The 16,500-nt window shown below is 59.7% G+C and carries 19 protein-coding genes and 1 pseudogene; 8 read left to right on the top strand and 12 right to left on the bottom strand.

The window, feature by feature from the left end; genetic code table 11:
• Positions 1–2: 2 nt before the first annotated feature.
• The 7 genes and pseudogenes from IH404_RS21925 to IH404_RS21900 form a co-directional block, all read right to left on the bottom strand.
• On the bottom strand, positions 3–425 hold the full coding sequence (locus IH404_RS21925) for a hypothetical protein (RefSeq protein ID WP_122733657.1): 423 nt from the start codon (positions 423–425) through the stop codon (positions 3–5).
• 143 nt (positions 426–568) lie between these two features.
• Complete coding sequence (locus IH404_RS21920) at positions 569–1,978, bottom strand: MFS transporter (RefSeq protein WP_122733658.1); 1,410 nt, start codon at positions 1,976–1,978, stop codon at positions 569–571.
• A 9-nt stretch (positions 1,979–1,987) separates the two neighbouring features.
• The gene (locus IH404_RS21915) at positions 1,988–2,725 is read right to left on the bottom strand and encodes an NAD(P)-dependent oxidoreductase (protein ID WP_194439018.1); all 738 of its coding nucleotides are present in this window, start codon (positions 2,723–2,725) and stop codon (positions 1,988–1,990) included.
• Between the two features lie 16 nt (positions 2,726–2,741).
• Positions 2,742–3,374 (bottom strand): glutathione S-transferase, encoded by a 633-nt coding sequence (locus IH404_RS21910; protein ID WP_122733660.1) that lies wholly within the window; start codon positions 3,372–3,374, stop codon positions 2,742–2,744.
• Between the two features lie 143 nt (positions 3,375–3,517).
• Positions 3,518–3,931, bottom strand: a complete 414-nt coding sequence (locus tag IH404_RS21905; RefSeq protein WP_194439016.1) for a hypothetical protein — start codon at positions 3,929–3,931, stop codon at positions 3,518–3,520.
• A 254-nt stretch (positions 3,932–4,185) separates the two neighbouring features.
• Positions 4,186–4,326 (bottom strand): annotated as a pseudogene (locus IH404_RS27905) (DUF6124 family protein); the annotation flags it as partial.
• Positions 4,327–4,352: 26 nt separating this feature from the next.
• On the bottom strand, positions 4,353–5,384 hold the full coding sequence (locus IH404_RS21900; RefSeq protein ID WP_164365902.1) for a LacI family DNA-binding transcriptional regulator: 1,032 nt from the start codon (positions 5,382–5,384) through the stop codon (positions 4,353–4,355).
• A gap of 212 nt (positions 5,385–5,596) precedes the next feature.
• Here IH404_RS21900 and IH404_RS21895 point away from each other — a divergent pair, with 212 nt between their 5' ends.
• Both IH404_RS21895 and IH404_RS21890 read left to right on the top strand, forming a co-directional pair.
• Complete coding sequence (locus tag IH404_RS21895; RefSeq protein WP_194439014.1) at positions 5,597–6,130, top strand: gluconokinase; 534 nt, start codon at positions 5,597–5,599, stop codon at positions 6,128–6,130.
• Positions 6,131–6,214: 84 nt separating this feature from the next.
• On the top strand, positions 6,215–7,567 hold the full coding sequence (locus tag IH404_RS21890) for a GntP family permease (RefSeq protein ID WP_005790708.1): 1,353 nt from the start codon (positions 6,215–6,217) through the stop codon (positions 7,565–7,567).
• Positions 7,568–7,685: 118 nt separating this feature from the next.
• On the opposite strand, the gene alaC is transcribed toward IH404_RS21890, so the two are convergent.
• Positions 7,686–8,897 carry an alanine transaminase gene (gene alaC, locus IH404_RS21885; RefSeq protein ID WP_005790706.1) on the bottom strand — a complete coding sequence of 404 codons (1,212 nt, stop codon included), beginning with the start codon at positions 8,895–8,897 and terminating at the stop codon, positions 7,686–7,688.
• 196 nt (positions 8,898–9,093) lie between these two features.
• Here alaC and IH404_RS21880 point away from each other — a divergent pair, with 196 nt between their 5' ends.
• Positions 9,094–9,576: a GyrI-like domain-containing protein gene (locus IH404_RS21880; protein WP_194439012.1), complete on the top strand. Its 483-nt coding sequence runs from the start codon at positions 9,094–9,096 to the stop codon at positions 9,574–9,576.
• A gap of 66 nt (positions 9,577–9,642) precedes the next feature.
• Here the strand turns inward: IH404_RS21880 and IH404_RS21875 are convergent, their stop codons facing one another.
• Complete coding sequence (locus IH404_RS21875; protein WP_194439010.1) at positions 9,643–10,134, bottom strand: GNAT family N-acetyltransferase; 492 nt, start codon at positions 10,132–10,134, stop codon at positions 9,643–9,645.
• A gap of 145 nt (positions 10,135–10,279) precedes the next feature.
• Between IH404_RS21875 and IH404_RS21870 the strand changes: the two genes are divergently transcribed.
• The 3 genes from IH404_RS21870 to IH404_RS21860 are packed head-to-tail and all read left to right on the top strand — an operon-like array spanning position 10,280 to position 12,318.
• Complete coding sequence (locus tag IH404_RS21870; RefSeq protein ID WP_194439008.1) at positions 10,280–10,699, top strand: nuclear transport factor 2 family protein; 420 nt, start codon at positions 10,280–10,282, stop codon at positions 10,697–10,699.
• A 42-nt stretch (positions 10,700–10,741) separates the two neighbouring features.
• Positions 10,742–11,092 (top strand): YciI family protein, encoded by a 351-nt coding sequence (locus tag IH404_RS21865; RefSeq protein WP_005790698.1) that lies wholly within the window; start codon positions 10,742–10,744, stop codon positions 11,090–11,092.
• On the top strand, positions 11,089–12,318 hold the full coding sequence (locus IH404_RS21860; RefSeq protein ID WP_194439007.1) for an RNA polymerase sigma factor: 1,230 nt from the start codon (positions 11,089–11,091) through the stop codon (positions 12,316–12,318). The genes IH404_RS21865 and IH404_RS21860 overlap by 4 nt, the downstream gene beginning before the upstream one ends.
• A gap of 21 nt (positions 12,319–12,339) precedes the next feature.
• Here the strand turns inward: IH404_RS21860 and IH404_RS21855 are convergent, their stop codons facing one another.
• Positions 12,340–13,194: a LysR family transcriptional regulator gene (locus IH404_RS21855; protein WP_005790694.1), complete on the bottom strand. Its 855-nt coding sequence runs from the start codon at positions 13,192–13,194 to the stop codon at positions 12,340–12,342.
• A gap of 87 nt (positions 13,195–13,281) precedes the next feature.
• Between IH404_RS21855 and IH404_RS21850 the strand changes: the two genes are divergently transcribed.
• Positions 13,282–13,719, top strand: a complete 438-nt coding sequence (locus IH404_RS21850) for a multidrug/biocide efflux PACE transporter (protein WP_005790692.1) — start codon at positions 13,282–13,284, stop codon at positions 13,717–13,719.
• An 8-nt stretch (positions 13,720–13,727) separates the two neighbouring features.
• Here IH404_RS21850 and IH404_RS21845 read toward each other — a convergent pair whose 3' ends face one another.
• Entirely contained in the window at positions 13,728–14,486 is a 759-nt protein-coding gene (locus IH404_RS21845; RefSeq protein WP_005790690.1) for an SDR family oxidoreductase, read from the bottom strand.
• Positions 14,487–14,592: 106 nt separating this feature from the next.
• Here IH404_RS21845 and IH404_RS21840 point away from each other — a divergent pair, with 106 nt between their 5' ends.
• Complete coding sequence (locus IH404_RS21840) at positions 14,593–15,489, top strand: LysR family transcriptional regulator (protein WP_005790688.1); 897 nt, start codon at positions 14,593–14,595, stop codon at positions 15,487–15,489.
• On the opposite strand, the gene IH404_RS21835 is transcribed toward IH404_RS21840, so the two are convergent.
• Positions 15,486–16,403 (bottom strand): LysR family transcriptional regulator, encoded by a 918-nt coding sequence (locus IH404_RS21835; RefSeq protein ID WP_005790687.1) that lies wholly within the window; start codon positions 16,401–16,403, stop codon positions 15,486–15,488. The genes IH404_RS21840 and IH404_RS21835 overlap by 4 nt on opposite strands.
• Positions 16,404–16,500 lie beyond the last annotated feature (97 nt).

The raw sequence follows: 16,500 nt of genomic DNA, 5'->3' as shown, positions 1-16,500 counted from the left end.
GGCTAGCTGTTTTGTACGGTGCGAATATCAAACGAGCCATTGAACGAATGGTCCGTGCCTTCGACATCAGCAGTGATTTCGAAAGTGCCGGCTGCATAGCCTGTATTCCCGTCATAGCTGCGCAAGTCAAGCGTGCCGCTCTTTGCACGGTAGGAGGTGCGATGGCCGAAGGCTGTTTCTCGGAAATAGCTGACGTTAACGTCTCTTGGCCAAGGTTGAGGCACGGTAATCGGACCTGGGGGCTGATCCTTGGGAAAGTCGATTTGAATGCCAATAAAGTCGCCACCCTGACTGGGCTGGCGTCCATCCAGGGCGATCCAGCGTCCGGTACTGGATTGGCGATACACGACGTTGCTGGTATCTATTTCACCTTCGAACCCTGTGGATTTAAGCCATCCTGCTGAAGCGTGTTCGCTCTGGTCCATGTTCAATCCGGGTTACCTTCCAATGGCGGCCCACCACGGGAACGCCTGGTCATCAGTAAAGCGGCAATGGGGCATTACGATCTACTGTCAAAGTTGACAGTAGAGTCACTCCACTGACGGACGGTATCGAGCGCCGACGGTGGTCAATGGGCAATATTTTCCAACGCCAGATTACGCGTACGCGGCCCGAACCAACTGATGGTGATCATCACGATCAACATGCTGCTGGCGATAAATGCCAACACCCCCGGCGTGCCTAAGTGTTCGAGGATGAAACCGATCAGCAAACTGCTGAACACCGTAGACAAGCGGCTGAACGAATAGCAGAACCCCACCGCCCGTGCGCGGATATTGGTGGGGAACAATTCGCTCTGGTAGGAGTGGTAACTAAAACTCAGCCAGGCATTGCAGAAGGTGATCATCACCCCGCAGAACACCAGCCCCAGCGCGGTGGTTTGCAGGGCGAACAGGCTACCGAATATCACGGCGCCCATGGCCGAGCCAACGATCTGCCATTTGTTTTCAAAGCGGTTGGCCACCTTCACAAACAGCAACGGCCCCAGCGGGTAGGCGAGGGTGATGATAAAGGCGTACATCAAGCTGTGCGTCACGCTCACGCCCTGGCCCGACAGCAGTGCCGGCAACCAATTGCCAAAGCCGAAAAAACCGATGGCCTGGAACACATGGAACACGATCAGCATCAAGGCGCGGCGCCGGTAGGGCGGTTGCCAGATATCGGCGAAACGCCCGCTGCCCTGAACGCTGATGGCTTCGGGTTGCGGCTCATCCAAGGGCTTGCCGTGATCTTTCAGGCAGCGTACTTCCAGTTTGTCCATGATCGCACCGGCTTCTTCGAAGCGGCCTTTCTGCGCCAGCCAGCGGGGTGATTCCGGCAGGCGCTTGCGCAGTTGCCAGATAAACAGCGCAAACACTGCGCTGCTCAACACCACCCAGCGCCAGCCGGAGATGCCGAACGGCGCCTGGGGCACCAGCCACCACGACATCAAGGCCACAGCCGGCACCGATAGAAACTGGATAAAAAACGCGAAGGCAAACGCCGAACTGCGCATGCGCTTGGGCACCAGTTCCGAGAGGTAGGCGTCGATGGTCACCAGTTCGATGCCCAGGCCTATGCCCACCACAAAGCGCATGCAGATGATGCCCAGGGCGGAGGTTTGAATACCCATCAGCACCGTGGCGACGGTGTACCAGATCAATGCAAAGGTGAAGATTGCCCGGCGTCCGAAGCGGTCGGCGATGGGGCTGAGCAGGCTGGCGCCGAGGAACAGGCCGAGGAAGGTCGCCGAGGCGAACGCGGCCTGGTCCGAAAAACCAAACACGCCCTGGCTGCCGGTATGGAAAATGCCGTCGCTGATCAGCCCGGGGCTGATATAGGCGGTCTGGAACAGGTCATACAGCTCGAAAAAACCGCCGATGGACAGCAGCGCCACCAGGCGCCACACGGTGGCCACGGCGGGCAGGCGATCAATGCGTGCGCTGATATGCGCGGCGCGGAGTGGGTCGAGGCCGTCGGTGGTGGATTGGGCGGGCATGGTGAAAACTCAGTAAGTGATGGGGATTTCAAATACCTGGAACGCATCATCCAGCGGTTGATAGCCCAGCACACGTGTGGTTTCGCTCAAATCCAGACGCTTGAAGCGGTTGTTGGAAATACCGTGGGCGATCAGGTGCTTCACGCCGACGGCTTCCACTGAGCGTTGCAGCAGTTGCACGGCATCCCGCGGGCTGAGCCAGGCGCTGAGGTCGCGGGCGTTGTTCAGGTCGTGGGTTTCGGAGAGTTCAAAGGCACCGATACGCAGGGCGATGGTCGACAGCGGCGTCTTGGCTGCGTAGTAGCCACACAGGGCCTCGCCGTAGCATTTGCTTACGCCATACAGGTTGGCGGGCATCACCGGCATACCGGGGGTGATCTGGCGATCCACCGGGTAGCCTTCGATGGTTTGCGCGCTGCTGGCAAATACCAGACGCTGCACGCCGGCGGCCACGGCGGCTTCGAACAGGTAGGTGGTGGCGAGGATGTTATTGGGCAGCAGTTCGTCGAACGAGGCGCTGGCATGGGGGATGCCCGACAGATGCACGATCACATCGATGCCTTCGAGCAGGGTCGCCAGGCTGGATTTATCGCTGAGGTCGGCGTGTACGAAGCGGTGTTCACCCAGGTCGAAATCCGGCGCGATGCGGTCAGTGAGCGTGAAGCAGTAGCGATCTTTCGAGGCCTGGAAAAATGTCTTGCCGATTCTGCCGCAGGCGCCGGTGAGTAGTACGTTGAGTCCGTTCACGTGGTGATCCCTGTGCTTAGTTGTGGCCGTCGAGGGCAAAGGTCTTGAAGCCGGCGTGCTGGCTGAGCCGCTGATAGTAGGCGGCAATGGCGGGGTAGGGTGGACGCTGCATGGGCGTTGCCTGCCAGCGGTGTACCGAGAGGCCGATGAGGATATCGGCGAGGGTGAATTCCTCCCCGGCCACATAGGCACCGGTCCTGGCCAGTTGTTGTTCGAGAATGCCCATCTTGTCGTTCCAGAGCTGCACTGCGGCGGCGATTTGCGCTGCGTCGAGACCGTCGGGGTTGTTGCGTACCAATGCGGTGAAAGCGTCGCTCCAGGCGCGATTGAGTTCCACGGCTTGCCAGTCGATCCATTGCTCGACACGCGCCCGGGGGGCGGGTTCGACAGGCAGCAGGTCGTGGCGTTGGTACAGGCCGACAAGGTAGCGGCAGATGGTGTTGGATTCCCACAGCACGCCGTGGTCGTCGATCAAGACCGGGATCTGGGCGTTGGGGTTCAGGGCGAGGAACTCGGTGGACTGCGTGGGCTTGAAGCCGATGCCCCAGTCTTCACGCACGTAGTCGATACCCAGTTCCTGGCAGGTCCACAACACTTTGCGCACGTTGATGGAGGAGGTGCGGCCCAGGATTTTCAGTGAGTGTGCCATTGAGCTTCCCTGCGATCATGAGTGCCAGGGGCCAATTTACCAGACGTTTGGGAGCTATAGCGAGGATAGGCAGTGATCAGAAAAGGCAGGCACTTGCCTGACTATGCGCAGTGCTGCCTTGAGGTGGACGGATGTGTAAGCGGTTATGGAGTCGCATTGAAATTTTTAATGTAGTACTCACCGCGTTCGACGGTAATAATTTTTTCTCGGTCGTCGGCTTTGGCGGCTATGAAGGCAAATTTTGCTTCAAGGATATTATCTTCGTTGCTGACAATTTCAAATGTTCCCGAGATGGCCGGATATGGATCCGAACCCCCGTTAGGGTTAGGCACGTTATAAATAACTTGAACATGCTCCTCCTTCTTGGAATGGGAAAGTTTATAGCGGCCTGGTGTGAAGCTCTTGTCTATTTCGAATGCAATAAAATGGCTGTTTTGTATGAATGCCAGTGTGGTGTTTTTTGTGCCAGGGAATGTATTCAGGTGGAGAATGTTGTGAGAATCAAAACTCTCGTTAGTCTCTTTCAGGAAGCCAGTGATTTTATTGGGTAAATTCATAATGAGTCTCCTTGAGGGCAATGAGTATGCGAGGGGGCTGCCCCTGATATTTAGGCCGCATACACCATGCAGGTCTACTGTCATTTATGACAGTTCTCTGGAGCGACCGATGAGCGGTAAGCGTACGTTGAAAACCGCCGGTTGAAAGGCGCTGGTGATTTGGTCGACGTTTGTCTGTCCTCTGAGTCGACAGATACAGGGAGGCTGCTTTACATCAGGCTGACGTGCTTATTGGGCCGAGCCTCCCCTTACTACTAGGCCAGCGGTACTTGTTGGTTCATGGCTTTGCCTACCAGCAATACACTCAGCTCGCTCAATTGATGCATGGCCAGCGCTACATCACGGTGCTTGCCGGTGAGGTCATCGGACAGGTCAAGCAGCAAGGCACTTGCCGCGATGTCAGCCGCTTCCTACAGCCGTCCTACGTACTCTCGCGCACCTGCAACTCAAACCCCATATCCACCACCGGTTTGGCAATCTTGTTGCCCGCCATGATCGTCAGCAAATGCTCCGCCGCACGTCGACCAATCGCCTCGCGTGGCGTGCTGATGCTGCTTAGGCGCGGCACCATGAATGACGACGCGGGCAAGTCGTTGAAGCCCAGCACCGCGACTCGCTCCGGCACCTTGATGCCGTGGCGCAGGGCTTCGAGCAGGGCGCCCTGGGCCAGGTCGTCGTTGCCGAAGAAGATCGCATCCACATCCGGATGCGCTGCCAGCAATTGCAGGAACAGTTCGCCGCCCAGGCCCACGGAGGAGGGGCGGGGTGTCAAAAGCTCCAGTGCCGGATCGTACATACCCGCCTGCTGCAAGGCGCGGCGGAAACCTTCACCGCGCAACAACGTGCGCTGATCCAACTGCGCGCCGATGTAGGCCAGGCGCTTGCGCCCACGGGACAGCAAATGCGCCGCCGCCGTTTCGCCTGCGGCCAACTGTGAGAAGCCCACGCAGTTCACCCCGGCATTGGGGTCCAGATCCATCATGTACACGCACGGGACATTGCTGGCCTCGACCATTCGTCGCGCGCTTTCGGTGCGGTCGAACCCGGTCAGCAGCAAACCCCGTGGCTGGTAGGCCATGTAGTTGCGCAGCAGGTTTTCTTCTTCATCGCGCGAATAATGGGAGTTGCCGATCAGCACTTCAAAGCCCTTGGGCCGCAGTACCTGATGGATGGCTTCCAGTGTTTCGATAAACAACAGGTTGGACAGCGACGGCACCAGCACCACCACCGATTGGCTCTGGGCCGACGCCAGGGCACGGGCGGCGGGGTTGACCACGTAGCTGAGTTCGGCGGCGGCCTGCTGGACTTTTTCCACCAGTTCGGTGGCCACGGTGCTGATACCGCGCAGGGCGCGGGAGGCGGTGATTGGGCTGACCCCGGCCAGGCGTGCAACTTCATTGAGGGTAGGGCGGCCCGTCGTGCGGGTATTTTTATCGTTCTTGGAGGTCATCAGGCGGCTTGCCAAACAAAAATCGAGGCACTAAGGTAGCGCTGTCTCCAAAGGGCTGCAAATTATTGAACCCAGGGTTGCCTGATCCGGTTCGAATGATTGGAGCAGATGCACGCGTCACTCCATAAAAATGACAAGTCGGCGCGGGAAAAGCCTGTTTTTGCACTAGCCTTATGCTGTGCAAAGGTAGCGCTATCTGCGTCCTGAGGTGTTTCATGAGTCAACCTGTTACCGCCCTGGTCATCATGGGTGTTTCCGGCTGTGGCAAGTCCAGCGTCAGCGAAGCCCTGTGCCGCCTGAACGGCGCCACTGCCATTGAAGGCGACAGCTTTCACCCCGCCGCCAACATCGAAAAGATGAGCGCCGGCTACCCCCTTAACGACGACGACCGCGCCGGCTGGCTCGACATCCTGTGCGATGAACTGCGCCGGTCGCTCACAGCGGGCGAGCATCCTGTGCTCACCTGTTCAGCCCTGAAAAAGAAATACCGCGACCACTTGCGCGAAGCCGCGCCGGGCCTGGGCTTTGTGTTCCTGGAGCTGACCCGCGAAGTGGCCGCCGACCGCGTGTCCCACCGCCCCGGCCATTTCATGCCGGCAAGCCTGATCGACAGCCAGTTCGCCACCCTCGAATCGCCCAAGGGCGAACCGCTGACCCTGGCCCTCAATGCCAGTGAAGACAGCGTCGAGGAGCTGGCCGAGCAGACCAACGCCTGGTGGCGCAAGCACGGCTTTGAACCTACTCATTAATTTTTTGCCGGAAAAGATAGCGCTATCCCCGGCAGAAAATTCAACACCCGCTTTAATAACAACAACAAACAGGAGAGACCCCCCATGTTTGGCATGTCCCACGAGTCTTACCTGCTGCTAGATGCAGTAGTCACTATCATCGGGTTGATCGTACTGATCACCAAGTTCAAGGTGCACCCGTTCATTGCACTGATCATCGCGGCCGGTTTCCTGGGCCTGACCTCGGGCATGCCCGTGGACAAGATCATCAAGGCGTTCCAGGACGGTTTCGGCGGCGTGCTCGGCTTTGTTGGCATTATCCTCGCGCTGGGCACGATGCTCGGCAAGATGATGGCCGAATCCGGCGGTGCCGATCAGATCGCCCAGACCCTGATCCGCGCCTTCGGCAAAGAGAAGGTCCAGTGGGCCATGATGTTCGCCGCGTTCCTGGTGGGCATCCCGCTGTTCTTTGAAATCGGCTTTGTGCTGCTGATCCCGCTGGTGTTCATCGTGGCACGGCGTACCGGTGTATCGCTGATCAAGATCGGCATCCCGCTGCTGGCCGGCCTGTCGGCGGTACACGGCCTGGTGCCACCGCACCCGGGCCCGCTGCTGGCGATTGGCGTGTTCGGCGCGGACATCGGCAAGACCATTCTGTACGGCCTGATCGTCGCACTGCCGACCGCCATCATCGCCGGCCCGATCTTCGGTACGTTTATCGCCAAGTACATTCCGGGCAACCCGTCCCAGGAACTGGTGGATCAACTGGCCCGCGAGACGGATAACAAGTCGCTGCCAAGCTTTGGCATCACCCTGGTCACCGTGCTCTTGCCGGTGTTCCTGATGCTGCTCAAAACCTTCGCCGACATCGCCTTTGCCGAAGGCAACGTGGTGCGCAACTGGATGGACATGATCGGTCACCCGATCACCGCCTTGCTGCTGGCATTGCTGCTGTCGCTGTACACCTTTGGCCATCGCCAGGGCATCCATTCCAAGCAGATCCTCAAGCTGCTCGACGCCAGCCTGGCGCCGACCGCCGCGATCATCCTGATCATCGGTGCCGGTGGTGGCTTCAAGCAGATGCTGGTGACCAGCGGCGTGGGTGACGTGATCGGCCATATGGCAGTGAACGCACAGATCAACCCGATCCTGCTGGCGTGGCTGGTGGCGGCGGTGATTCGTATCGCCACCGGTTCAGCGACGGTCGCGACCATTACCGGTGCAGGCATTGTGGTGCCGGTGGTCGGCATGATCCCGGGCGTCAACCGCGAGTTGCTGGTGCTGGCGACGGGCGCGGGTTCGTTGATCCTGTCGCACGTCAACGATGCCGGGTTCTGGCTGGTCAAGCAGTACTTCAACATGACCGTGGCCGAGACGTTCAAGACCTGGACGGCGATGGAGACCATCCTGTCGATCGTGGCGCTGATCTTCATCATGTTGCTGTCGTTGGTGGTGTAACAGGCACCGCAAAACACATGTGGGAGCTGGCTTGCCTGCGATGGCGATGGTGAATCCAACACCGCTATCGCAGGCAAGCCAGCTCCCACATTGATTGGCTTTCTTCAGGTGGATCAGGTCAGGCTTTGCTGACCAACCCATCCGCCCTGAACATCCCGCGAATCCCGCGCACCGCCTGGCGAATCCGGTCCTGGTTCTCGATCAGCGCAAAGCGTACGTGATCATCGCCATACTCGCCAAAACCGATCCCAGGCGACACACACACCTTCGCCTCCAGCAGCAACTTCTTGGCAAATTCCAGCGAGCCCATGGCGGCATACTGTTCGGGGATTTTTGCCCAGACGTACATCGACGCCTTGGGGTTCTCCACCATCCAGCCCAGCTCATGCAAGCCCTTGACCAGCACATTGCGGCGCTGGCGGTACTGCTCGGCGATGTCTTTGACGCACTGCTGATCGCCTTCCAGCGCAGCAATCGCTGCGACTTGCAGCGGGGTGAAGGTGCCGTAGTCGTGGTAGCTCTTGATCCGCGCCAGGGCGTTGACCAGTTCGGGGTTGCCCACCATGAACCCGATGCGCCAGCCGGCCATGTTGTAGCTCTTGGACAGGGTGAAAAACTCCACCGCGATGTCCTTGGCGCCGGGTACCTGCATGATCGAGGGGGCTTTCCAGCCGTCGTAGACGATATCGGCGTAGGCCAGGTCGTGCACCACCAGCACGTCGTATTGCTTGGCCAGGGCGATCACTCGCTCGAAGAAATCCAGCTCCACGCACTGCGCAGTGGGGTTGGACGGGAAGCCCAGGATCATCATCTTTGGCTTGGGGATCGAGCCGCGAATTGCCCGTTCCAGCTCGGCGAAAAAGTCCACGCCTGGCACCAGCGGCACTGAACGTACCTGGGCACCGGCAATCACCGCACCGTAGATGTGAATCGGGTAGCTGGGGTTGGGCACCAGCACAGTATCGCCCTGGTCCAGGGTGGCCAGCATCAGGTGCGCCAGACCCTCTTTGGAACCGATGGTGACGATGGCTTCCGACTCGGGGTCGATATCCACTTCATAACGGTCCTTGTACCAGCGCGAAATCGCCCGGCGCAGGCGTGGAATGCCTTTGGAGGTGGAGTAGCCGTGGGTGTCTTCACGCTGGGCGACGGTGACCATTTTTTCCACGATGTGCGGTGGTGTGGCGCCGTCGGGGTTACCCATGCTCAAGTCGATGATGTCTTCGCCGCGCCGACGCGCAGCCATCTTCAGCTCGGCAGTGATATTGAAAACGTAAGGGGGGAGTCGATCTATGCGCGCAAAGCGGCGCGGCGAACCTTGGTCGGCCATTGTTGCCTCGAGAGTACGTAAGCGCCCGGAACCGTCCGAGCGACGTCGGCCACTGCGGTGGCCTGCGAGGCAGACAATACGGGCGATGATGGCAAGTTGTCCAGATGCGTAGGAAAAATTTCTACATGGAGTGTGGCGCGGATATGCCCCTATACTCGTTGCGGGTTTGTTCCCTCATAAGAAGGAGACTGTTCGTATGGATCAGCAGACAAAACAACCGTTGGAGCCACGCATGGAAGCCGGCAAAGCGCTGGTGATCGCCGGTGTGCAAGGGCGGTATTCGAAGGCCACCGTGGGTGATATCCCACGGTTGTGGGAGTTGTTCGACACCTGTATCAAGGACATCAAGAAGCGCGTGGGTGGGGTGACCTATGGGGTATGCCACAACCCCCATCAAGGCGAATTCGATTACATGGCGGGGGTTGAAGTCCCGGCCAAGGGCGATGTGCCCAGCAATTTCGAGTTCATCGAAATCCCGCCGCTCAACTATGCCGTGTTCGCGCATTACGGGCCGGTGCAGGCACTTGAGCAAACCTACGAACGCATCATGTTCGAATGGCTGCCGCATTCGGGCTACAAGGTGATGGGGGCGGATTTCGAGCGCTATAGCGCGGATTTCGATGGGAAGAAGGGCACGGGGACGGTGGAAGTCTGGCTACCGGTTGGAGAGCGGGGCTGACTGCGCATTCGATGTCACGTAAACACGACAGGCACGCGTGAAAGTCCTGTTTACGTGACATTACCGTTATGAACTGAATATCCAGCGCAACCGGCGCTCATACCCGACCCGTCCCTTGTAGGCCTCGCCGCTGTCCACCCATCCCGCCCCGAGATACAGCCCCATCGCCGCCAGGTTGTGCGTGTCCACAGACAACTCCAACCCTTTGATCTGCGGCCACGTCTCAAGCGCCATGGCCGGCAGCGCCTGCAAACACGCTTTGCCGAACCCGCGCCCTTGCCGATGCCGATCTACTTGCAACGCATGCAGCGTGGCGCTGTGTTCATCGGCCCAATGGGGCAGGCACGGTGGGCGCTTGAGCAGGAGGAAGGCGACGGGAATGTCGTTGGCTAAAAACGCAAAGCCCTTGACCCCAGGGCTTGGGTTGGCCAGCAAGGTATTAAGGGCGCAGTACATATCCCCGCAAAACGGCAATTGTTCAGGATGAACTTCGATGGCGCTCACTTGCTGTTGTTGCACAGGGTTGAGCGCCTCGTAGGCAACAAGGCGGGTTTGCATCGGGCTATCCGAACGGTTGCAAATAAGGGTGCAGTTTATCGGGTTTGACGTATGGGAAATTATTTTTCCGAGGTGTGTCGATTGGTGCGACGGCCATTCGACTAAGGGTGTCCTACGTGATTTTCCACCCCAAGGAGTCATCGCCATGAGCACTGCCATCAACCACCTGATCGAGCAATGGAAACACGCCGTTGTCAGTCGCGATATCGACAAGATTGTCAGCTTTTACGCCGACGATATCGTCTCGTTCGATGCCGTAACCGCTTTACAATTCAAAGGCAGGGCGGCCTACCGCGCGCACTGGGAAGAATGCATGAAGCATTGCCCCGGCCCCGGTATCTTCGAGTTTCATGAACTGCATATCGTCGAAGCGCCAGACAGCGCATTCGCTCACTGGCTGGCCCACTGCGGCGGTGCCGGGCCCGATGGTGAGGTGAAAGCCTGCTGGATGCGCGTGACCGCCGGGTACCAGCGCATCAATGGCCAATGGAAGGTGGTGCATGAACACTGGTCGGCGCCCTTTGATATGCAAAGCGGCACGGCACTGTTCGATCTGGAACCCTGAGCGCCGCGAACTATAGTCAGTCATCCGAACACGGAGAACGCCATGAAATACCTGTGCCTGATCTACAGCGACGAACAGGTGCTGCACACCTCGCCCGACAGCCCCCACGACTCGGAGTGTCTCGCCTATGCGCAGGCCATCCAGGCCAGCGGGCGGATGCTGGCCGCCGAGCCGCTGGAGCCGGTGGCCACCGCCACCACCGTGCGTATGCGCAATGGCAAGTTGTCGATCACCGACGGGCCGTTTGCCGAAACCAAAGAGCAGCTCGCCGGGTTCTACCTGATCGACGCCAGGGACCTTAACGAAGCTATCCAGGTGGCGGGTGACATTCCGGCGGCCCGAGTCGGCAGTGTGGAAGTACGCCCGGTGCGCGAACTGAACGTGCCGCAATGACGCTCAGTGGTCAGGTCGAAGACATCTACCGCAGCGAGTCACGGCGTGTGCTTGCCACGCTGATTCGCGTGCTGGGTGATTTCGACCTGGCCGAGGAGGCGTTGCACGAGGCGTTTTTTGTCGCCGTGCAGCGCTGGCCCGAGGACGGCATACCGGATAACCCACGGGCCTGGCTGGTATCGACCGGCCGCTTCAAAGCCATCGACCGCCTGCGCCGCCAGGCGCGGTTTACCCCGTTGCTGCAAGAGCAGGCCGACACGCTGCAGGCAGCTGACTGGAGCGATGACGACGTGGAAGATGACCGCCTGCGCCTGATCTTCACCTGCTGCCATCCGGCGCTGGCTCCCGATGCCCAGGCCGCGCTGACCCTGCGTGAGATCTGCGACCTCAGCACCGAGCAAATCGCCCATGCGTTCCTGGCCACACCTGCCACCATCGCCCAGCGCATCGTGCGCGCCAAGGGCAAGATCCGCGATGCGAAAATTCCTTACCAAGTGCCGTCCCGAGCCGAATTGCCCGAGCGATTGGACAGCGTGTTGCGCGTGATTTACCTGGTGTTCAACGAGGGCTACACGGCCTCCACTGGGGCGGACCTGACCTGTGAAGACTTGACCCTGGAGGCCATTCGCCTGTGCCGTTTGCTGATGCAATTGCTGCCGGAGCCGGAGGTGATGGGCTTGTTGGCGTTGATGCTGTTGCATGAGTCGCGAAGGCCCGCACGCACCTCGGCCAACGGCGAACTGGTGCTGCTGGATGCTCAGGACCGTGGGCTGTGGGATACATCGTTGATAGCTGAAGGCTGCAACCTGGTGGAGCAGGCGCTGAGCACCCGGCGCTTCGGGCCGTATTGCTTGCAGGCGGCGATTGCGGCGGTGCACGCCGAGGCGCTTAACGCAGGGGAAACCGATTGGCGACAGATTATCGGGCTCTACGATGTACTGCTCAGAGCGGTACCCTCGCCGGTGATCGAATTGAACCGGGCAGTTGCGGTGGCGATGGAGCAGGGGGCACTGGCGGGTTTGGCGCTGGTGGAGGGCATTTTGCAACGCGGTGACTTGCACGATTACCACTTGGCGCATTCGGCCCGCGGGGAGTTTTGCCGGCAGTTGGGACGGGTTGAAGAGGCCCGTGCAGCTTACGAAAAAGCTCTGTCGCTGACCCAACAAACCCCGGAAAAGCGCTTCATCATGCGCCGCCTCGCCGAACTCAATTCCCCCAGACAATGACTATCCAAATATGGGAGGGGCTCAGTCGAGCATCTTGCCCAGCAACCAACTCCCAGCAGGCCCCGGTGGGTGTTGGCGCGACCATAGAGCATCCACCGCCACCGAGCGCGGCCAACTGCGAACCTTGAGTTCGACCAACTGATTGCCGCCAAAACGTTCCACCAGCCAGCGTGGAATCGGTGCCCAGCCAAAACCCAGTTGCGCCATCTCCATCAACATCAGGTAACTCGGTGCCGACCACACACGCTGAGTGCTGCGGCTTTCATTGGGGTTGATGATGCTCGCCAGCCGCAGCTCCCGGTGTTGCTGCAAGACGTGCGGGAGCACCCTGTCCAGGCCAGCCAACGGGTGTTCAGGCGAAACGAACAGCGCGATTTCAGTACGTTCTTCCACGCAGGAGAAGGTCAGATCCGGCGGGTAAATCTCTTGTTTCTCGATAAACGCAATCTGTGCCCGGCCGCTTTGTACCAGCGCGATCAGGTCTTCGCATTCGGCGATCAGGCATTCCAGCTCAAGGTCCGGATAGCGTTGCTCGAAGGCTGTGAGGGCGATTTCGAATCGATCCGATTGGTAAGTATCGGACATGGCGATACTCAACTTCGGCTCCAACCCTTGGGATAGCTGACTGGCGGCCAACTCCAGGCGACTGCTGGCCTCCAGCACCTGTTCGGCCCGTTGCAGCAGTACCTGTCCCGCCGCAGTCAAGGTGGGTTTGCGGCTGCTGCGATCAAACAGCACAACGTCCAGGTCAATCTCAAGGCTGGCCACCGCCGCGCTGACAGTCGACTGGCTTTTGCCCAGCTTGCGCGCAGCGGCGGAAAACGAGCCTTGGGTGGCGGCCTGGACAAACGCCTGAAGCACTTCGTGGGAGGCCATACTATCGCCTTGGTCGATGGTTATTGGTTATGAAGTATCGAGACAAAACCTGATCATGGCAACCATCGTCATTCACGGAGCCGGGTCATGAACCCTACCAAGTCGATTACTGAACGTGTTTTCCAAGCCCTGGGTTTTGAAGGGTTGGCCTTGTTGATCTGTACGCCGCTGCTGGTTTGGATCACCGGCAGGCCGGCACTGGAGATGGGCGCAGTGACCCTGGGCATCAGCCTGTTGGCCCTGAGCTGGAACGTGGTTTTCAACAGCCTGTTCGACCGCCTCAAAACACACCTGCAACTGGCCAACAGTGGCTGGACCCGGGTGCTGCACGCGCTGCTGTTCGAGGGCGGCCTGATCCTGCTGGCAGTGCCGTTGATTGCGACCTTGATGAAGATCAGCCTGTTGGAGGCGTTCATCCTCGACATTGGTGTGCTGCTGTTCTTCCTGCCGTACACCTATGTGTACCACTGGGGTTATGACGTGTTGCGCGAGAAAATCGTCGGTAAAACCCCAGTAGCCCTGTAGGTGGGCGCCTACAGGAACATCCCGCCCGACGCCTCGATCCGCTGGCCGGTGATCCAATGGCTGCCATCGGCCAGCAATGTCGAAATCGCACCGCCAATGTCGTCCGGCAAACCGGCGCGGCCCAGGGCCGTGTTATTGGCGACCATGGCATTCACATCGCTGTTGTCGCGCACCGCGCCGCCGCCGAAGTCGGTGGCAATCGCGCCCGGTGCCAGGGTGTTCACGGTAATACCGCGTGGGCCCAGCTCTTTGGCCTGGTAGCGCGACAGCACTTCGACCGCTCCCTTCATCGACGCATAGGCTGCATACCCCGGCAGGCTGAACCGCGCCAGGCCGCTGGAAATGTTGATGATGCGTCCGCCATCGCTGATCAACGGCAGCAGTTTTTGCGTGAGAAAAAACGGCGCCTTGACGTGGATCGCCACCAACTGGTCGAACTGGGCTTCGGTGGTCTCGGCGAAGCTGGCGTGGGCAGCGATGCCTGCGTTATTGATCAGAAAGTTGAAATGATCCTGAGCGAAAACATCCTTGAGCAGCGCGCCGACCTGGCCGACGAACCCATCGAAGCTTGCGCTTTGGCTGACGTCCAGTTGCAGCATGGCGGCGCGGCCACCCAATGCCTCCACTTGGGCAACTACGGCTTGGGCCTCGCCTGCGGCGCTGTGGTAGGTGCCGATAATATCTACGCCTTGCGCAGCCAGGTGCAGCGCAGCGCTTTTGCCCAGGCCACGGCTAGCGCCGGTGATGAGTGCGATTTTACGGGTCATGGTGCAGTCCTCAGTGATAGTTAGTGGAACTGAGTGTATTTGTCCGGTCATGACGTGATAAACAGGCTGATATCGGAATCACTGGCCGGATAAGGCGAACAATCCAATGAACAAGCTTGAGCTGCTGCGCACCTTCGTACGCGTCACTGAGTTATCGAGTTTTACCCAGGCCGGCCAAAGCCTGGGTTTGCCACGCTCTACGGTATCCGAGCATGTGCAGGCGTTGGAGGAGTTGCTCGGCGCACGGCTGTTGCAACGCACCACGCGCAAGGTGCAGGCGACCCAAGACGGGCGTGTGTTGTATGAGCGCAGCAAGGATCTGCTGGCGCATATGGAAGAACTGGAAGGGTTGTTTCGCCAGGATGAAACCCAACTGGCCGGGCGCATACGGGTGGATATGCCCAATGTCATGGCGCGGGGTTTGATCGTGCCGAATTTGCCCACGTTCATGACGCGCCATCCCCTGATCGACATCGAGATCAGCGGCTCGGACCGCCAGGTGGACCTGATCGCCGAAGGATTTGATTGCGTCGTGCGCGTCGGTGCCCAGCCAGACCAAACAGTGGTGGCGCGACGGGTGTGCAGCATGCCGATGGTCAACTGCGTGAGCCCGGCGTATCTGCACCGTTACGGCATGCCTGCGACATTGGCTGACCTGGCGAATCACCAATTGGTGCATTACGTGCGGCCCCTGGGCGCACGCTCGGCAGGGTTCGAGTACCTGGTGGGCAACAAGGTGCAACGGTTGCCGATGGCAGGAAGGGTGACCGTCAACAGCACCGATGCGTATCAGTCGGCGTGCCTGGCAGGTTTTGGCATTACCCAAGTGCCCCAACTCGGGATTCGCGATTTATTGGCCAGTGGCGAGTTGGTAGCCGTGCTGCCGGATTACCAGGCACCGCCTCTGGACGTGTATTTACTGTACGCCGGCCAGCGGCATTTACCGCTGCGGGTGCGGGTGTTCATGGACTGGTTGACCGCCACCCTGCAAGCCCACCTTTAACGGCGCGCCGACAACTGCTGCGGCGCCAGGAACGCATCGTGGAAGTAATCGCGGAAGGCTTGCATCGCCGGGGTAAACGCGCGCTCGCGGTGCCAGGCCAGGCCGACGCTCATGGGCGTGACCGGGTCGGTGACGGTCAGGGTTTCGATGCGCTTGCCTTCCAGCGACCAGGGCCGGTGCACCAGGTCCGACAGAATCGCCACGCCGCTGCCATTGGCAACCATGCTGCGCACCGCTTCCACCGAGCTGGTGCGCAGCCGCACCCTGGGGGTTTGCCCGGCCTGTTCCCAATAGCGCATGGCACTGTGTTCGGCTTCATCGACGGTCAGCAGGATGTAGGGCTCTTGCGCCACGTCCGCCAGGCTGACGGCGCCGCGTTCACACAATGGGTGATGGCTGGGCAGCCACAGGCGGCGTTCGGAGTTGAACAGGATTTCAGAGACGATATCCGCGTGGGTGAGGTTGGCGGTAAGCACCACGGCCATGTCGAACTGGCCATCGAGCAGGCCCTGTTCGATGGCCTGACGTTCCTGCTCGAACACCTCGATGGTCACGTCCGGATGCCAATGCTCCATGCGCTGCAAATGGTGCGGCAGGAAATAACCCAGCACGGTGTAGCTCGCCGCCACCCGCAACACGCCGCTGGCGCGGTAATCCGGCAGCGGGCTGTTCAGGGCGTCTTCTACGCTGCGCACAATCACATAGGCGCGGTTGAGAAAATGCCGACCGGCGTCGGTGAGGTTCATGCCCTGGGCCGAGCGCACGAACAACTGTACGCCGAGCATGGCTTCCAGCTCCTTGATCGCCGTGGTCACCGCCGACTGGGAAATGTTCAGGTGAATCGCCGCCTGGGAAATCTGGCCGATTTCAGCGGTGGCGACGAAGTAGCGAACCTGGCGCAAGGTAAGGGACATGGTCGGTATCTGATTTTCAGAAGATGGATCATCTGATAATAGATCTTCCCAAGGGGTCAAGCCCCAGCCTACTTTCCTGGCATCACTTATGGCGGAG

The organism is Pseudomonas sp. OST1909, from assembly GCF_015277575.1.
Taxonomy (GTDB): domain Bacteria; phylum Pseudomonadota; class Gammaproteobacteria; order Pseudomonadales; family Pseudomonadaceae; genus Aquipseudomonas; species Aquipseudomonas synxantha_A.
The sequence above is the reverse complement of the archived record's forward strand: the minus strand, read 5'-3'. Positions and strand labels throughout refer to the sequence as shown.